The 16,740-nt window shown below is 59.8% G+C and carries 16 protein-coding genes; 15 read left to right on the top strand and 1 reads right to left on the bottom strand.

Going from position 1 to position 16,740, the window contains the following annotated elements:
- Nucleotides 1-199: 199 nt before the first annotated feature.
- The 7 genes from GFM02_RS35770 (at nt 200) to GFM02_RS29095 (ending at nt 5,714) form a co-directional block, all read left to right on the top strand.
- Complete coding sequence (locus tag GFM02_RS35770; RefSeq protein ID WP_205930514.1) at nt 200-625, top strand: transposase; 426 nt, start codon at nt 200-202, stop codon at nt 623-625.
- 20 nt (nt 626-645) lie between these two features.
- On the top strand, nt 646-1,443 hold the full coding sequence (locus tag GFM02_RS29070; protein WP_026264750.1) for a DJ-1/PfpI family protein: 798 nt from the start codon (nt 646-648) through the stop codon (nt 1,441-1,443).
- A gap of 171 nt (nt 1,444-1,614) precedes the next feature.
- Nucleotides 1,615-2,370 carry an alpha/beta hydrolase gene (locus tag GFM02_RS29075; RefSeq protein WP_131664920.1) on the top strand — a complete coding sequence of 252 codons (756 nt, stop codon included), beginning with the start codon at nt 1,615-1,617 and terminating at the stop codon, nt 2,368-2,370.
- Between the two features lie 135 nt (nt 2,371-2,505).
- Entirely contained in the window at nt 2,506-3,480 is a 975-nt protein-coding gene (locus GFM02_RS29080) for an alpha/beta fold hydrolase (protein WP_020048011.1), read from the top strand.
- A gap of 146 nt (nt 3,481-3,626) precedes the next feature.
- A complete protein-coding gene (locus GFM02_RS29085; RefSeq protein ID WP_020048010.1) occupies nt 3,627-3,935 on the top strand; it encodes a putative quinol monooxygenase in 309 nt (102 codons plus the stop codon).
- 97 nt (nt 3,936-4,032) lie between these two features.
- The gene (locus GFM02_RS29090) at nt 4,033-4,905 is read left to right on the top strand and encodes an alpha/beta fold hydrolase (RefSeq protein WP_020048009.1); all 873 of its coding nucleotides are present in this window, start codon (nt 4,033-4,035) and stop codon (nt 4,903-4,905) included.
- A 233-nt stretch (nt 4,906-5,138) separates the two neighbouring features.
- A complete protein-coding gene (locus GFM02_RS29095; protein ID WP_168323553.1) occupies nt 5,139-5,714 on the top strand; it encodes a cupin domain-containing protein in 576 nt (191 codons plus the stop codon).
- A gap of 82 nt (nt 5,715-5,796) precedes the next feature.
- Here GFM02_RS29095 and GFM02_RS29100 read toward each other — a convergent pair whose 3' ends face one another.
- Nucleotides 5,797-8,700: an ATP-binding protein gene (locus GFM02_RS29100; RefSeq protein WP_168323554.1), complete on the bottom strand. Its 2,904-nt coding sequence runs from the start codon at nt 8,698-8,700 to the stop codon at nt 5,797-5,799.
- Between the two features lie 771 nt (nt 8,701-9,471).
- Between GFM02_RS29100 and GFM02_RS29105 the strand changes: the two genes are divergently transcribed.
- The 8 genes from GFM02_RS29105 (at nt 9,472) to GFM02_RS29140 (ending at nt 16,740) form a co-directional block, all read left to right on the top strand.
- On the top strand, nt 9,472-10,074 hold the full coding sequence (locus GFM02_RS29105; RefSeq protein WP_168323555.1) for an amino acid synthesis family protein: 603 nt from the start codon (nt 9,472-9,474) through the stop codon (nt 10,072-10,074).
- Between the two features lie 14 nt (nt 10,075-10,088).
- Nucleotides 10,089-10,934, top strand: coding sequence for an alpha/beta fold hydrolase (locus GFM02_RS29110; RefSeq protein WP_168323556.1), 846 nt, complete (start codon nt 10,089-10,091; stop codon nt 10,932-10,934).
- Entirely contained in the window at nt 10,931-11,866 is a 936-nt protein-coding gene (locus GFM02_RS29115) for a flavin reductase family protein (protein ID WP_168323557.1), read from the top strand. Before GFM02_RS29110 ends, GFM02_RS29115 begins: the two co-directional genes overlap by 4 nt.
- Nucleotides 11,863-12,903, top strand: coding sequence for an LLM class flavin-dependent oxidoreductase (locus GFM02_RS29120; protein WP_168323558.1), 1,041 nt, complete (start codon nt 11,863-11,865; stop codon nt 12,901-12,903). Before GFM02_RS29115 ends, GFM02_RS29120 begins: the two co-directional genes overlap by 4 nt.
- A gap of 4 nt (nt 12,904-12,907) precedes the next feature.
- Nucleotides 12,908-14,371, top strand: a complete 1,464-nt coding sequence (locus GFM02_RS29125) for an aldehyde dehydrogenase (protein ID WP_168323559.1) — start codon at nt 12,908-12,910, stop codon at nt 14,369-14,371.
- 5 nt (nt 14,372-14,376) lie between these two features.
- On the top strand, nt 14,377-14,700 hold the full coding sequence (locus GFM02_RS29130; RefSeq protein WP_003538302.1) for an NIPSNAP family protein: 324 nt from the start codon (nt 14,377-14,379) through the stop codon (nt 14,698-14,700).
- Between the two features lie 44 nt (nt 14,701-14,744).
- Nucleotides 14,745-15,755, top strand: a complete 1,011-nt coding sequence (locus GFM02_RS29135) for an ABC transporter substrate-binding protein (protein ID WP_168323560.1) — start codon at nt 14,745-14,747, stop codon at nt 15,753-15,755.
- A 112-nt stretch (nt 15,756-15,867) separates the two neighbouring features.
- A complete protein-coding gene (locus tag GFM02_RS29140; RefSeq protein ID WP_168323561.1) occupies nt 15,868-16,740 on the top strand; it encodes an ABC transporter permease in 873 nt (290 codons plus the stop codon).

Consider the following 16,740-nt stretch of genomic DNA (forward strand, 5'->3'; position numbering starts at 1 on the left):
TTCACTATTTTGTATTGCTCGACGGATTGCCTCTGTCGTTGTGGCGCTCCCGTGTAGAACCTGGCCCATAGTGCCTCCCTCCATTCTAAGGAAAATAATGCACCATCAAATGCCGGGACTAAACACCTAGGGTCTGTTGAGATTCAGGGTTTCACCGATGGACGCATCATGATTCAAGCTCCTTTTGAAGAGTTTGAGGATGATTCGCACAGATTTGCCGGATAGGCAGTGGGAGAAGATAGCTCCCCATTGCCATGGCAAGGACACCGATCCCGGTCGCAGCGGCAACAACAACCGTCTCTTTCTTGAGACAGTCCTCTGGAGGGCTCGAACCAACAGTCCCTGGCGCGTTAGCCCCGCGTCGGTAAGCGGCGCGAGCTCCTCGAACTTCAGGTGCTTCCAGCATCTCCGATGCGCCGCTCGACGCCCACCGGCGCCTCGCAGAGGCAGCGCAACGCGTGCTCAAGGGTGTGGTCCGCCTCGTCTCGGCCCTGGTACGCCGCCGGTGCCGGAGAACAACTTTCACCGGATCAAGCGCCGTAAAAGCACCTTACCGGATTTAACCGCACCTAACCCCCATCTAGGGGAGAAAAGTATAAGACTTACTCCATCGCTGCACTCGTAATGCAAGGCACGGAGGAAGTCATGAGTAAGGGAAAAGTCGTGGTTCTTGGGTCGAACGCGACCCGGATCGAGACGAAGGGCGGTTATTGGGGCGTCACCGGCCAGTATCTCAATGAGACGGTCGTACCGGCGATGGCCCTGATCGAAGCCGGCTATGAGGTGGTGCTTGCGACGCCGGACGGAACACCGCCGACGATCGACCGGGCGTCGGACGCAGCCGCACATTTCGGCGGAGACGAGGCGGCTTATGCCCGCGCGAAGGACTACTACGCAAACGACCCGTCGATGAAGGCGCGCACCCTGCGCTCGGTACTCGATGAAGGACTGGACAGCTATGTTGGCCTGCACATTCCCGGCGGCCAGGCGCCGATCGTCGACCTGATGCAGGACCAGGAGATCGGCGAGATCCTGCGCCACTTCCACGAGCATTCTAAGCCCACCGCGATGCTATGCCACGGCCCGATCTCTGCCGTTGCGGCAATGCCCTATGCGCGCGAGTTCCGCGCGGCGCTGATCGCCGGCGATCCCGAGAAGGCGAAGGAATGGGCCAAGGGCTGGCAATATGCGGGCTACAAGATGACGGTCTTTTCGGCGACCGAGGAGAAGGTCATCGAGGACACCATCCTGCACGCCAAGATCTATTTCGACATGCCGTTCGCGCTAAACCTTGCGGGCGGCATCGTGGGCACCACGCCCGTCGACTTCGACCCCTATGTGATCGAGGATCGCGAATTGATCACCGGGCAGAATCCCCGTTCGGATCATCCGATTGCCGTGGCCCTGATCGCTGCGTTGGACCGGAAGCGCGCTGCAGCGTGACACGGCAGTGGCGCGTGGCCGCCTCGAAGCTCCCCGACGGCGATGGCTATCTCGCCGCGCTCATCAACTACCGCTTTATGGCCATGGCGTGTGGAGCACCGACGGGACAGTCGAAAAACTCCTCGCCGCGGCCGAATAGGCGGCTCAACTCAGAGATTGATGGAGACACTGATGAAACGGTCAATTTGGAGATTACTCGCTGCCATGATTGCTCTTGCTCCGGTCGCCTCCGCCGCCGCGGAGAAGCCAGTCTCGATCGCGCTTGTGCATGGAGCGTTCGTCGACGCCTCCGGCTGGCAGCTTGTCTACAACATGCTGTCAGCGGACGGATATGAAGTCCTGGTTGTCCAGAACCCCACGATCACCTTGGATGGTGATGTCGCGGCGACCAAGAGGGTCATCGCGAATGCCAAGCATCCGGTAGTGCTTGTCGGCCACTCCTATGGCGGGGCTGTAATTACCGAGGCCGGCGCCGACGCAAAGGTCAGGAGCCTTGTCTATATCGCTGCCTTTGCACCGGCGGCGGGAGAGTCGGTGTTTGATCTGGCGACTGCGCCGACGCCAGGCGAAGAAGGGGCTCCGCTGCTACCGCCAAGCGACGGTTTCATCCTTGTCGATCCAGCGAAGTTTCCCGCCGCTTTCGCCGCCGACGTCGATATCTCGACGACGCGGTTTATGGCTGCAGCTCAGGTGCCTTGGGGGCTCGGGGCCGTTCAGACCAAGATAACCAGCCCAGCCTGGAAGCAGAAGCCGAGCTATTTCATGGTGACTGCGCTGGATCGCATGGTTCCACCGAGCCGACAGCGCTCCATGGCCGCGAGGGCTGGCGCGAAGGTTATCGAAATCCAGAGCAGCCATGCGGTGATGCTATCGCATCCCAAGGATGTCGTCGACTTCATCACTAGCGCTGCGGCCGGGCCAAAGTAGCTATGGTGCTCGGACTACTGCCGCCGTGCCGCGGCGAGTGAAGCAAGACGGCCGTCATGGCTCACTGCGTCGAGATTTCCTTCTAAATATTGGAATCGACCTCGCGCTCAGCCGCAACTAATTATGGAGATGAAAATGAACCGACTGATCATTTCCCTGGTGCTTGCTACCGTCAGCCTGGTGCAGGTTCCTCAGGCGTTCGCCGCTCCGGCTCAGAACTCAGCGGCCAGTCCCCGGACGCCAATCACCGTCTTCTATCGTTCGACCAAGATCGATGGCGTCGACATGTTCTATCGTGAAGCCGGCCCGGCCGAGGGGCCGGTCGTGCTGCTTCTGCACGGCTTCCCGACATCCTCGCACATGTTCCGCAACCTCATTCCGCTGCTGGCAGATCGCTATCACGTCATCGCACCCGACTATCCGGGCTTCGGTCAGAGTGATGCACCCGATCACACCAAGTTCGCCTACACCTTCGGCCACTATGCAGACATGGTCGATACGCTGATGACCCAGCTCGGCGCCAAGAAATATGCGATGTATCTCATGGATTACGGCGCACCGGTCGGCTACCGTCTGGCTCTCAAGCACCCGGAACGGGTGAGCGGGTTGATCGTCCAGAACGGCAATGCCTATGAAGAAGGCCTGCGCGAGTTCTGGGATCCGATCAAGGCCTACTGGGCCGACGATTCGAAAGAGAAGCGCGAGGCTCTCTCCAATCTGGTGGTCCTCGAGACCACCAAGTTCCAGTACACGGACGGCGTCAAGGACCTCACCCGCATCAGCCCCGACAACTGGGTTCACGATCAGGCCTTGCTCGACCGGCCGGGCAACAAGGATATCCAGCTCGATCTCTTCCACGATTACGGCACGAACGTCCCGCTCTACCCGCAGTTCCAGGCCTTCTTCCGCGAACGCAAGCCGCCGACGCTGATCGTCTGGGGTAAGAATGACAAGATCTTCCCAGAGGACGGCGCCCATCCTTACCCGCGGGATCTTCCAGACGCTGAAATGCACCTCCTCGACACAGGCCATTTCGCCCTTGAAGACAAGCTGGATGAGATGGCGCCGCTCATTCACGATTTCCTCGATCGAAAAGTCGCAAGGCGTTAATCGGGAGTCATTGGCCACGCCCCGGCGCTCATTTCAGGCGGACACTGCAACGCTTCCGCTCGCTTTGGACGCTGGCCAACTGGGGGGCTCGGTATCAATTGCCACAGCCTTGATTGGCTTATGTCGGAGATTGAAAGGCTTAGTCCATGTCATCGTACGTTAAGATCACAGCAATCCTTAACTCTCGGCCAGACAAGGCAGAGAAGCTGCAGGCACTGCTTCTCGGAATGGCGACGGACTGCCGAGCAGAGCCGGGCAATCTGCGGTGGGATATTTGGCAGGACCAGTCTCGTCCCGACCGGTATGTTCTCGATGAACTGTATGTGGATGGCGCAGCCGTCGCAGCACACCGTGAGACCCACCACTATAAGAACTATCTCGCGCAGATCGGTGACTTAGCAGACCGCACCGCGTTGGTGCTGAGTCCGGTCGAGGTCGGGCATGCGCGTGTTTAACACTATATTTGCGAGATCGGGACGAGCCTTAATCTCACGCTCGATCTCCGACACCTGAGAATGAGAATGTTAGCCACTATGCTATGGGGAACAAGCGATGAGCTGGCACCGGGTGCGATATAAGAAGGTCAATCTCGGTGAGGTGGAGATGTTTTATCGCGAGGTAGGTGCTGAAGCAGCGCCTGTTCTGCTGCTGCTTCACGGCTTCCCAACGTCAAGCCACATGTACCGCGATCTCATTCTCCAACTCGCGGACAGACACAGGATAGTAGCGCCGGACCTTCCAGGGTTTGGATCAACAAAGGCACCCGCGCGTGGTGCATACGCCTACACGTTCGGCAATCTTTATAAGGCCGTTTTGGCGTTGGTGGACACGCTGAAGCTTGAACGGTTCGGACTGATGGTTTTCGATTATGGCGCGCCCGTCGGTTTTCGTTTAGCCGCGGCATATCCGAACCGAATTTCCGCCATCATCACGCAAAACGGCAATGTCTACGAAGTGGGATTAAGGGAGGCCAACATACAGCCCATGAGGGCCTATTGGGAAAATCCCAGCCCAGCGAATCGCGACGCGCTACGTTCGTTCCTCACCGTAGACGCCACACGGTTTCAGTACACACATGGCGTGCCCGAGGACAAACTCGAACTCGTCAGCCCCGACGCCGTTGCGCACGATCAGGCCATTCTCGACCGCGATCCGGAAGTGCAACTCGACTTGTTCGGCGACTATAAGTCGAACATCGCTCTCTATCCACGCTGGCAAGAGTATCTGCGGGCGACGAGGCCGCCTGTTCTAGCCGTTTGGGGAAACGGAGATCCCTTCTTCGCCCCGGCTGGCGCACATGCCTTCCGCAACGATGTTCCCGACGCCGAGATTCATCTCTTCGATACGGGGCACTTTGCCCTGGAGACTGACGGACCGGAAATCGCAGCGCTGATCAGGGATTTTCTAGGTCGTAAGGGCTGCTAGGAGTTCGAGAATGAAGCGCGCAAGTGAAGGACGATCAATGGATCAGTCTGGATCGAAAGATAAGACGTTAATGATCTGCGGAGAACTCCTTCACGAGCCGTTCAATGACTTGGGCAAGGAAGACGTAACCGCCTAAATATCGCTGGGTCACATCGCGACTCTAGAAATACTGGACGTCTCTTCGCTACTATGTCGCACTACAGGACCACCACCTATCCTCAAGGAGCATATCCATGTCCTTTCCGGGAATCCACCGCGTCGTCACCGGACATGATGCCGATGGCAAATCTATTGTCGCGATCAACGGACCGCTGCCAACAATCGTCGAATTGAATGCTATTCCTGGGATGATCTTCCACGAGGTTTGGGAAACGCGCGGCACACCGGCGCAGGTGGACAATGGTGCCGATCCGACCACCGGTGCGCTGATGCACCAGCCGCCAAAGCACGGCACCCGCATCCGCTTCGTCGACATGCCGCCAGACGCCGAATACCTTGCCGATGGCACATTGCAGATGAAGGAGCTGTTTAATGAGGTCAATGACCCCGGCGGTTTGACTGTAAAGACAGATTCGCCGCACCCGATGATGCACCGGAGCGAGGCCATCGACTATGGCATCGTTATCGAGGGTGAGATGACGCTGATGCTCGACGATTCCGAAGTGCCGCTCAAGCCCTACAGTGTCGTAATCCAGCGCGGCACCAACCACGCGTGGGCGAACCGCTCTGGCAAAATGTGCCGCATGTTGTTCATTCAAATAGACGGACAATATGAGCCGTCGATCGCTGCGGCGCTTGCGCGTCGATAAGCCGACGCCGATGCTCTGCTTTTGCGCCGGCTCGGGGGAATTCTTTAGCAGGGAATCGAAGGTAGGCCACTTGAAGGTCGGATCACGGCCGAGTTGTTAAGAGTGGGCCTCGATTTCTCTGGAGAGTGCTGAGCGAGCCGAGGATGTCGGCGGCGGCAACAAGGTCGCGCGTCTCGAACCCCTCCGTGAATTCGCTGAATATGGGCAATAGCATCTGATAAGCATCGTCGGCCCTCGACTGAGCGCACCAGAGGCGTGCGAGGTCGAGGGCCGTACGCAATCGCCATGACGAGGCACCTATTGCCTGCGCAAGTGTCATTGACTTTTTGAGTTGCATCTCAGCCCTGTCCGCCTGGCCTTGGGCAAGCAGAATGGAGGCTTGGACTCGCGACACCTCGGGCAGGCACCACAGGTCATTTTTCGCATCTGCTCGGTCAAGCGCGGCTCGGATCGTAGCCTCCGCGTCGCCAAGACGCCCACGCCGGGCTTGGAAGTCTGCGAGGACGCTTAGGTAGAAGGGCAATCGCGCTAGGTGCCTCGTGGAGTGGAATTCCGCAATGGCCCGCTCGAGGTCGTCAATACGTTGGGCCGCATCGTCGCCTTGCGCGCATGCTAGCGCCGCACGATAGAACATCGCGACTGGACGCCGGACGTCGAATCCGTGCCGCCTCGCTTGGTCATCGAGCATGGTGACATAACGACCACACTCGTCATAATGTCCTGCCCAATAGAATACCGGACAGACCCATGAGAGCGCATTGCCCAGTGAAAGGTGATGCTTGGTCTTGGACGCGTAGTCGACCGTTGCCCGCGCGGTGTCCAGAGCGATGTCTGGTGAACCCGTCAACCATTGTGCATGCGACAATAGATTCGTCACATCGACGATCCTATCGGAGAGGTACCGCACGTGCCGCCTTAAGCGTTGGGTATCGCTGATGTCTTCCAGATTGAGCAGGTGACGACGTTCGAAGCGTTGCCGGACGTCGTGGAGCTGGCCGATGAAGAGTTTGCCGATCCCGAGGGCTACTTCCGCCTCCAACACGGCGGAGGGGACCTCCGCGGCTGCAACCGAGGCGAAGGTCTCAAGTGTGCGGACCGCGGCGTCGTTCTCGCCGCGGAAAAGTTCAAACACTCCGATCAACCGAAGGCAACGAACACGGCAATCGGTGTCGCCAATTTGAACGGCGATGTCCAACGCCCGTTGCATGGCGTTTCGCGCCTGAGGCATGAGGCCTTGCGTGAACATAGTAGCGCCACCAAGCCACACCTGAAGCTGCATCTCAAACACGCTGCCGGCGAGTCCCGCCGGGCCAAGTTCTTCAATCGCCTGCGAAACATGAACGCGGCATTCTTCGGTGAGCGACAGATGGTTCCAGAGCAGGAGTCCAGCGACGGTCAGCCGGATGCGCAGAGACCGGTTCACTGTATCCTGAGCTGCCCACGCTAACGCACCACGCAAATCGTCGAGTACACGCCCATAGGCGGCTTCCCATTCACGGGCAGGGCGCTCAGCCCATTCTGCCGTGGCCCGCTCGAGCACCGTGCACACATGCTCCGCGTGGCGTTGGCGAATTATCTGATCCTCGCCGCTGACCCGCAGTCGTTCGAGACAATAAGCTCGCGTTGTTTCAAGGAGACGATATGCGACGCCGTCGGTGTCGACATCAAACGCAAGCAAAGACTTCGCTGCAAGCTGTGCCACGGCGTCCGCCGTTTCGGCGGGAGCGACGTTCGACACTGCCGAAGCGCCTTCGATATCGAAAAGACCTGCGAAAACGGATACAGCGCGTAGCAGCGCGGTCTCGCTTTCCGTCAGCAGGCCGTAGCTCCAGTCGAGCGTTTCAATCAGGGTGCGATGCCGCTCCGGGCCCGCCCGCCGCCCGACAAGAAGGCGGAATCGATCATCGAGTTGCTTCAACAGACCGCCGACTCCGAATGCATCGATGCGTGTCGCGGCAAGTTCTATTGCAAGCGCCAGGCCATCAAGTCTCCGGCATATCTCGGCAGCGGCCGGCGCATCGACGTCATGCAGCTCAAACAGTTCGAAGCTGTCGGTTGCTCGGTCCACAAAAAGCTCAATGGCAGGGAATGACAGTGCTTCGGCGGCGCTCAGCCGAGACGAGCGCGGCGGCGCGCCTAATCCCGGCAGCCTTCGCACGCGTTCCCCTTTCACTCGAAGTGGTTCTCGGCTGGTGGCGAGGATCCTCACGCCGGCAACTTCAGCCAGGAGGCGGTCTGCGCAGGACGCCGCAGCGTCAATGATGTGTTCGCAACTGTCGAGCACGAGCAACACCTCGCGATCGCGCAAGGAGTCACACAGGCTGGCAAGGGCGTCTGCAGAATGGACCGCCAGGCCGAGCGCTGTCGCTATGGCGTTGGGCGTTAGGGCCGGGTCCTTCAGAAGCGCCAGATCAACAAGCCAGACGCCATCCTTAAACGCCTTAAGTTCGTGCTCGGCGACAGCGAGCGCCACTGTCGTCTTTCCGATACCGCCGGCGCCAACGACCGACACCAGGCGGGATTCTCCCAGATCCCGTCGAATAGCATCAATTGTATCTGCCCTTCCAAAGATCGTCGACGTCGCAATCGGCAAATTGTGATTGCGTGGTGTTGGCGAACGAAAGGGCGCCGCAAGGCCCGATGATCCATGTCTCTGGACGGGAGAAGTGAACTGATATCCGCGCCCTGTCACGGTCGCGATATATTTCGCGGCGCCGGGTCCGTCCCCAAGCGTTCGCCGCAACGCCGCCATGTTGACCTTGAGGTTACCTTCGTCAACGATGATGTTTGGCCAAGCGCGAGCCATTAACTCGCGTTTGCTTACAAGTTCGCCAGGCCGCTCAACTAGTGCCGTCAGGATATCCAGCGCGCGGCCTCCTATCCGAACGGGCGCCTCGCCTTGCAAGAGCAGTTGGCGCTCGGGAATCAGCATGAACGGCCCGAAGGAGTAGGACCGCGAAGGCCGCTCGGCGAGGTCGCTTGTCATAGTTCCTTTCCTTCGAAAATCCCCTCTTGGTACGAATGAAAATTTAAATAGCACTTCGGTGAACAGTCATGCAGGGGGTAAACCAACATCTCGCCACATCTGGAGCTATACGGCTCATAAGGCCATTCGTGTTCCCCCTCTGAGTATCGATGCGATAAACCCGGTCGATCGACTAAGCGAGGCCACGGAGCACGCTACCAATAGGATGGCGCCGCGAAGAAGTATTCCTAAGATGTTGATGAAATGAAGCAAGAAATTTCCGAATTTTGGTAGAGATGAATTCGTATCAAGAGCAATCCAACTATAATAGTCGCCCTACGGTGTTTTGACTAGAGCATGATGCCGAAACGTGTAAGCGTCTTTTGGACGACATCCTGTTCTAGGCGCGGCGGAGACTGCTACGGTCTTCGTCAGCGGTGGATGGCAAAGCGCCGGCACCGAGCATCTGCCGATGTTACGCCAGCAGGCGCAATCACATTCCCAGGAATTCAGCAGACCCCGCACTCCACGCTTGACACCCAACTTTGCTCAATGTGATGGTATGCCATATTAAATAATATAGGTGGTATCATATGAACTGGATTCGGCCTGCGCCTACGGCCTCGCCGGGTCGTTTGTCAGCTGACAACGCACTGAAGGACGAAAGCGCTGCGCGGAGATTCGAGCGCGTACGCGCGCCACCGCCTCGGCCAGAATCTGTCGTCGGAAAGCCGACTTGACACTCCTGTATTATGGTATACCATAATACATAGTTGAGAAATGAGGTGCTCGATGGCCATTCAAATTCGCAAGACGGGACTGCAGATCGAAACGACGCTGATCGAAGGCGGTAAGGCCGCGGCGGTTCCGCTGAAGCTGTTTACCGCCTTCGCGGTCGTGAAGAATCCCTGGGCAGGTCGCGGCTTTGTAGACGACCTTAAGCCCGAAATTAACGCAGGCGCTCCGGTGCTCGGCGAGTTGCTGACCAAGATGATCATCGATGCAGTTGGGTCCGGCGAGGCTGTCGAAGGCTATGGAAAGTCCGCTGTCGTCGGCCTGGACGGCGAGATCGAACACGGGTCCGCGCTCATCCACACGCTGCGCTTCGGCAATTTTTATCGCCAGGCCGTCGGCGCCAAGTCCTATCTCGCCTTCTGCAACACACGCGGTCCGGCCAATGCACCGATCATGATCCCGCTGATGGACAAGAACGATGAAGGCCGCCGTTCGCACTACCTGACCATCCAGACGTCGATCCCCGACGCGCCTGCTGCCGACGAGATCGTCGTGGCTCTTGGCGCTTCGATAGGCGGGCGCCCGCATCACCGCATCGGCGACCGCTACCAGGATCTCAAAGCCCTGGGGCAGGACGTTGCCAATCCTGCGGGCGTTTGAGGGAGCGCTCCGAGATGCTGACAGCCGGATCGACCACACGCACCGCTGCAGCAACAAACGCCGCCGGTGCCTTGCCCCGAAAGACGACGGCAAGCGGAACGGCCTATCACGAGGCCGGCAGCGGTGAGCCGCTGGTTCTCATTCATGGCGTCGGCATGCGGCTCGAGGCCTGGGCTCCGCAGATCGCATTTCTGTCTGCAGGCCATCGCGTCATCGCTGTCGACATGCCGGGACATGGTGAGAGCGTAAAGCTGCCGGCGGGCTGCCGGCTCGAGGAGTTCGTCGCCTGGTTCGGACGTTTTCTCGACGAGATGGCAATCGACACGGCAAATGTTGCCGGGCACTCGATGGGCGCACTGGTTTCGGGAGGTGCGGCCGCGACCTTTGGCGAGCGGATCAGCCGCGTCGCTTACCTCAACGGCGTCTACAGGCGTGACCCTGAAGCAAAGGCCGCCGTGCTTTCGCGCGCCGCGGCCATTCCGGTATCGGGCGTCGACAAGGAAGGCCCTCTGGCCCGTTGGTTCGGCGATGATGCAGACAGCGTCGCTGCGCGTGAATTGACGCGAAAATGGCTGAACCTCGTCGATCCCCAGGGATATGCCGTCGCTTATGCCGCCTTCGCGGGCGGAGATGAGACCTATGCTGACGGCTGGAAAGACGTGGCTGGCCCGGCGCTGTTTCTGACGGGGTCCGATGATCCGAACTCGACGCCCTTGATGGCGACGCAAATGGCAGAGCTTGCGCCGCGGGGCTACGCCCGCATCGTCGAAGGTCATCGCCATATGGTGAACCTGACCGCACCTGATATCGTCAATTCGCTGCTCGCTGAGTGGCTGTCGTTCGGGGAGCATGAACGATGACAATCCAGACTGTCGACCCAAGAGCACTGCGAGATGCATTCGGGGCTTTTCCGACCGGCGTGACTGTCGTCACCGCCTGCGACGGGGAAGGACATCCGATCGGCTTCACAGCGAACTCCTTCACCTCGGTCTCGCTCAATCCGCCTTTGCTCCTGGTCTGCCTTGCCAAGACGTCGCGCAATTTTGCCATCATGACCGGAGCGCAGCATTTTGCGATCAACGTGCTTTCGGAAACGCAGAAAAACGTGTCGAACACCTTTGCACGCCCGGTCGAGGACAGGTTTGCGGCGGTCGAATGGGCGAAGGGATCGGCAGGCTGCCCGATATTCTCGAACGTGGCGGCCTGGTTCGAATGCGCCATGGAAGAGGTCATCGAGGCTGGCGACCACGTCATCTTGATGGGCCGCATCGAAGCTTTCGACAATAGCGGCCGCAACGGTCTCGGCTATGCGCGTGGCGGTTATTTCACGCCGACGCTCGCAAGCAAGGCGGTGTCAGCGGCAAGCGAAGGCAATATGGAACTTGCAGCCGTTGTCGAGCGCCGCGGAGAGGTTCTGCTGCTCGGCGAGGATGTGCTCTCCCTGCCAAGCGTCGACGCCCATGACGGCAGCCCGACCGAGGCACTGCAAAAATACCTGGAAACATCAACCGGGCTGAAGGTCAGCATCGGCTTTCTCTATTCGGTTTACGAGGGCAAGAGCGACGGCAAGCAGCACATTGTCTATCACGCAGTTGCCGGAGAGGGCGAGCCGGCCGGCGGCCGGTTCCTGAAGCCTGATGCATTGGTTGCGGCAAAGTTCAAGACCAGTTCGACCGCCGATATTATCAGCCGTTTCGCGATGGAAAGCTCGATCGGCAATTTCGGCGTCTATTTCGGCGACGAGACCGGCGGCACCGTTCACCCAATTCCAGCCAAGGACGCAAAAGCATGAAGTTCTCCCTCTTCGTCCATATGGAACGGCTCGACGCCAGCCAAAGCCACAAGAGCCTCTACGAGGAATTTGTCGCGCTCTGCGAGATCGCCGACAAGGGCGGCATGCATGCGATCTGGACGGGCGAACACCATGGCATGGATTTCACCATTGCGCCCAATCCGTTCGTGACCATTGCCGATCTGGCGCGCCGCACATCGCGGGCACGGCTCGGAACGGGGACGGTCATCGCCCCCTTCTGGCATCCGATCAAGCTCGCCGGCGAGGCGGCCATGGCCGACATCATCTGCGATGGACGACTTGACATCGGCATCGCGCGCGGAGCCTATTCCTTCGAATATGAGCGCCTGCTGCCCGGGCTCGATGCCTGGGGTGCCGGCCAGCGCATGCGCGAGCTCATCCCGGCCGTCAAGGGCATATGGGCCGGCGACTACGCGCATGATGGGGAATTCTTCAAGTTTCCGTCGACCACCTCGGCGCCGAAGCCGCTGCAGCAGCCGAACCCGCCCATATGGGTGGCGGCGCGCGATCCGAACTCGCACGAATTCGCCGTGGCCAACGGCTGCAACGTTCAGGTCACGCCACTCTGGCAGGGCGACGACGAGGTTCGGTCGTTGATGGAGCGCTTCAACGACGCCTGCGCCAAGAATCCCGAGATCGAGCGACCCAAGATCATGTTGCTGCGCCATACCTATGTCGGTTCGTCGGAGGACGATGTCGCCCAGGCCGCCCATGAACTCAGCGTGTACTACAATTATTTCTTCGCCTGGTTCAAGAATGAGAAGCCGATTGCCCAGGGTCTGATCGAACGGATTCCGGATGAACAGATCAGAGCAAACGCGATGCTGTCGGACCAGGTCATGCGCACCAACAATGTCGTTGGCGACGCTGAGACCGTCATCGACCGGCTCAAGGCGTATGAAGCGCTCGGCTATGACGAATATTCCTTCTGGATCGACACCGGCATGAGCTTCGAGCGCAAGAAGGCGTCGCTCGAGCGCTTTATCACCGAGGTCATGCCAGCTTTTCAGGAGTAAGACCATGCGACGTTTCCAGCACTACATCGACGGTGAATTCTCAGATGGCGAGGCCTGCTATCCGAGTATCGATCCAGCCACCGGCGCGGTCTGGGCTGAGATGCCCGAAGCGCGCGAGGGCGATGTCGATCGGGCTGTAAAAGCTGCCGACAGGGCGCTTTACGAAGGCCCCTGGCCGAAAATGACGGCCACCCAACGCGGCAAGTTGCTTTACAAGCTGGCCGATCTGGTTGCCGCCAACGCGCAGGTCCTCGCGGAACTGGAGACGCGCGACACCGGCAAGATCATCCGCGAAACCTCGGCGCAGATCGCTTATGTCGCCGAATACTATCGCTACTATGCCGGAATCGCCGACAAGATCGAAGGCGCCTACCTGCCGATCGACAAACCTGACATGGATGTCTGGCTTCGCCGCGAGCCGATCGGCGTCGTTGCGATGGTCGTGCCGTGGAACAGCCAGCTTTTCCTGTCGGCGGTGAAGATCGGCCCGGCGCTGGCGGCCGGCTGCACGATGGTGGTCAAGGCCTCGGAAGACGGGCCGGCGCCGCTTCTCGAATTTGCGCGGCTCGTGCACGAGGCAGGCTTTCCCGCCGGCGTCGTCAATATAATCACGGGTTTCGGCGCCTCCTGCGGCGCCGCCCTCGGCCGGCACCCGAAGGTCGCCCACGTCGCTTTTACCGGCGGCCCTGAAACCGCCCGGCACGTCGTTCGCAACTCGGCCGAAAACCTCGCCTCCACCTCGCTTGAACTCGGCGGCAAGTCGCCGTTCATCGTCTTTGCCGACGCAGATCTAGAAAGTGCGGCCAATGCCCAGGTCGCGGGCATTTTCGCCGCGACAGGGCAGAGCTGCGTTGCCGGGTCACGGCTGATCGTCGAACGCAGCATCAAGGACCAATTCGTCGCCCTGCTGCGTAAGAAGGCGGAGGCGATCCGAGTCGGTGCTCCGCTCGATATGGCGACCGAAGTCGGCCCGCTCGCCACCAAGCGCCAGCAGGACAACATCGGCGCCCTCGTCGCCAGGTCGATCGAAAGCGGCGCCCGCCTCGTCACGGGAGGGCGCAAGATCGACGGCGACGGCTATTATTTCCCGCCGACGATTCTCGACTGCGACGATGTCGCCTCGCCCTCGCTGATCGAGGAATTTTTCGGGCCGGTCCTGTCCGTCGTGTCGTTCGAGACGGAGGCCGAGGCGCTGCGGCTTGCCAACGATACCCGCTATGGCTTGGCTTCCGGCGTCTTCACCCAGAACCTGACCCGGGCGCACCGGCTGATGAAGGGGCTCCGTGCCGGGATCGTCTGGGTCAACACCTATCGCGTGGTGTCGCCGATTGCGCCGTTCGGCGGCTTCGGCCTGTCAGGCCATGGTAGGGAAGGCGGCATGGCCGCGGCTCTCGACTATACCCGCACCAAGACGATCTGGCTGAGGACATCGGACGATCCGATTCCCGATCCCTTCGTGATGAGGTAGCGCCGATGTTTTACGAAATCCGCACCTACCGGCTGAAGAACGGCACCATCCCGCAATATCTCAAAGTCGTCGAGGAAGAGGGGATCGAGATCCAGAAGAGCCATCTCGGTACGCTCGTCGGTTACTTCTTTTCGGAGATCGGAACAATCAACGAGATCGTTCACATCTGGGCTTTTGCGAGCCTGGACGACCGGGAAGCGAGGCGCCAGAGGCTTTTGGCCGATCCCCGATGGCAGGCCTTTCTGCCCAAGATCCGCGATCTGATCGAGGTGGCGGAAAACAAGATTATGAAGCCAGCTAACTTTTCTCCCAGGAGCGAGGCGCACTGACAGCATAAGGCATACAGGACAAACCAGAACAAGGATAAGGGAACATGAAAACAACATTTGCTTTCGCGGCGGTTGCCGCATTCGTGGCTGTGTCCGTACCGGCGCACGCCGACAACATGGTCTTTTCGAGCTGGGGAGGAACGACCCAGGACGCGCAGAAGGCCGCATGGGCAAGCCCGTTCACGGAGAAGACCGGTATCACCGTCGTACAGGACGGGCCGACGGATTACGGCAAGCTCAAGGCGATGGTCGAGGCCGGTCAGGTTACCTGGGACGTGGTCGACGTCGAAGGCGACTATGCCGCCCAGGCCGGCAAGAATGGCCAGCTGGAGAAACTCGATTTCTCCGTCATCGACAAATCCAAGCTCGATCCGCGCTTCGTGACCGACTATTCGGTCGGCAGTTTCTATTATTCCTTCGTGATCGGCTGCAATGCCGATGCCGTCAGCACCTGCCCGAAAACATGGGCGGACCTGTTCGACACGGCAAAGTTTCCGGGAAAGCGCACATTATACAAGTGGTCGGCTCCCGGCGTGATCGAAGCGGCGCTGCTTGCCGACGGCGTGGCTGCCGACAAGCTCTATCCGCTTGATCTCGACCGCGCCTTCAAGAAGCTCGATACGATCAAATCGGATATCGTCTGGTGGTCGGGCGGCGCACAGTCGCAGCAGCTTCTGGCATCCGCCGAGGCTCCCTTCGGCAGTGTCTGGAATGGCCGCATGACTGCGCTTGCGGCAAGCGGCATCAAGACCGAGACCTCATGGGAACAGAACATCACCGCTGCGGATTCGCTCGTCGTGCCGAAGGGTTCGCCGAACGTGGAAGCCGCGATGAAGTTCATTGCAATGGCGACCGCGGCCGAACCGCAGGCCGCCCTTGCAAAAGCCACCGGATATGCGCCAATCAACGTTGAGTCGGCCAAGCTGATGGATCCGGAGACGGCCAAGACCCTGCCGGATCAGCAGACGGCCAGCCAGGTGAATGCCGACATGAACTACTGGGCGGACAATCGCGATGCCATCGGCGAGAAGTGGTACGCCTGGCAGGCGAAATAACCTGAAACTTGAGATGAACGGGCACGGCGAATGTTCGCCGTGCCTCCCGCAGCGTCGGTGCCCATTGTTGGACCTCGGCGCCTGCGGAAATTGACGGGTGGGAAGGACTGTCATGTCGACATTTAGCGATGCCTCCGGCGCAATTGCGCCCGTGCCAAAGGCGCGCAAAGCAACAGGTTTCGGCGGGGTCCTTCCGGCCCTCGCCTTCGTGGCGATCTTCTTCATCGCGCCGGTGGCGGTACTGCTGCTGCGCAGCGTGCTGGAACCGGTGCCAGGCTTTGGAAACTATGCTCAGCTGATCGGGTCCGCGACCTATCTCAAGATTTTCGCCAACACCTTCATCGTCTCAGGTCTCGTCACGGTGATTTCGCTGCTGATCGGATTTCCCGTTGCCTGGGCACTGGCAATCATGCCCGGGCGGCTGACCTCGGTGATTTTTGCAATCCTGCTCCTGTCGATGTGGACCAACCTGCTGGCCCGCACCTATGCCTGGATGGTGCTGCTGCAGCGGACGGGGCTCATCAACAAGATGCTGATCGGAATGGGGCTGATCGACAAGCCCTTAGCACTCGTCAACAATCTGACGGGGGTCACGATCGGCATGACCTATATCATGCTGCCCTTCATCATCCTGCCGCTCTACGGCGTGATTAGGAAGATCGACCCGTCGACCCTGCAGGCGGCAGCACTTTGCGGCGCCAACCGGTGGCAGTGCCTGACCCGCGTTCTACTGCCCTTGGCCATGCCCGGCATGGCAGCCGGTGCCCTCATGGTCTTCGTCATGTCCCTTGGTTATTTCGTCACGCCGTCGCTTCTCGGCGGCACCGCGAACATGATGCTCGCAGAGTTGATCGCGCAATTCGTGCAGTCGCTGGTCAACTGGGGAATGGGAGGTGCCGCGGCGCTGGTTCTCCTCGTGGTGACCCTGGCGCTTTATGCCGTGCAGCTACGCTTCGTCGGCAACCAGAACCCTGGAGGGCGTTGA

The organism is Rhizobium leguminosarum bv. viciae, from assembly GCF_012276115.1.
GTDB classification, from domain to species: domain Bacteria; phylum Pseudomonadota; class Alphaproteobacteria; order Rhizobiales; family Rhizobiaceae; genus Rhizobium; species Rhizobium leguminosarum_T.

What these genes read in the sequence shown, in the direction of transcription:
- GFM02_RS29115 (WP_168323557.1), top strand. Translation starts at nt 10,931, where the DNA reads ATGACAATCCAGACTGTCGACCCAAGAGCACTGCGAGATGCATTCGGG.
- GFM02_RS29090 (WP_020048009.1), top strand. Translation starts at nt 4,033, where the DNA reads ATGAGCTGGCACCGGGTGCGATATAAGAAGGTCAATCTCGGTGAGGTG.
- GFM02_RS29135 (WP_168323560.1), top strand. Translation starts at nt 14,745, where the DNA reads ATGAAAACAACATTTGCTTTCGCGGCGGTTGCCGCATTCGTGGCTGTG.
- GFM02_RS35770 (WP_205930514.1), top strand. Translation starts at nt 200, where the DNA reads ATGATTCGCACAGATTTGCCGGATAGGCAGTGGGAGAAGATAGCTCCC.
- GFM02_RS29120 (WP_168323558.1), top strand. Translation starts at nt 11,863, where the DNA reads ATGAAGTTCTCCCTCTTCGTCCATATGGAACGGCTCGACGCCAGCCAA.
- GFM02_RS29070 (WP_026264750.1), top strand. Translation starts at nt 646, where the DNA reads ATGAGTAAGGGAAAAGTCGTGGTTCTTGGGTCGAACGCGACCCGGATC.
- GFM02_RS29080 (WP_020048011.1), top strand. Translation starts at nt 2,506, where the DNA reads ATGAACCGACTGATCATTTCCCTGGTGCTTGCTACCGTCAGCCTGGTG.
- GFM02_RS29100 (WP_168323554.1), bottom strand. Translation starts at nt 8,700, where the DNA reads ATGACAAGCGACCTCGCCGAGCGGCCTTCGCGGTCCTACTCCTTCGGG.
- GFM02_RS29110 (WP_168323556.1), top strand. Translation starts at nt 10,089, where the DNA reads ATGCTGACAGCCGGATCGACCACACGCACCGCTGCAGCAACAAACGCC.
- GFM02_RS29105 (WP_168323555.1), top strand. Translation starts at nt 9,472, where the DNA reads ATGGCCATTCAAATTCGCAAGACGGGACTGCAGATCGAAACGACGCTG.
- GFM02_RS29130 (WP_003538302.1), top strand. Translation starts at nt 14,377, where the DNA reads ATGTTTTACGAAATCCGCACCTACCGGCTGAAGAACGGCACCATCCCG.
- GFM02_RS29075 (WP_131664920.1), top strand. Translation starts at nt 1,615, where the DNA reads ATGAAACGGTCAATTTGGAGATTACTCGCTGCCATGATTGCTCTTGCT.
- GFM02_RS29140 (WP_168323561.1), top strand. Translation starts at nt 15,868, where the DNA reads ATGTCGACATTTAGCGATGCCTCCGGCGCAATTGCGCCCGTGCCAAAG.
- GFM02_RS29095 (WP_168323553.1), top strand. Translation starts at nt 5,139, where the DNA reads ATGTCCTTTCCGGGAATCCACCGCGTCGTCACCGGACATGATGCCGAT.
- GFM02_RS29085 (WP_020048010.1), top strand. Translation starts at nt 3,627, where the DNA reads ATGTCATCGTACGTTAAGATCACAGCAATCCTTAACTCTCGGCCAGAC.
- GFM02_RS29125 (WP_168323559.1), top strand. Translation starts at nt 12,908, where the DNA reads ATGCGACGTTTCCAGCACTACATCGACGGTGAATTCTCAGATGGCGAG.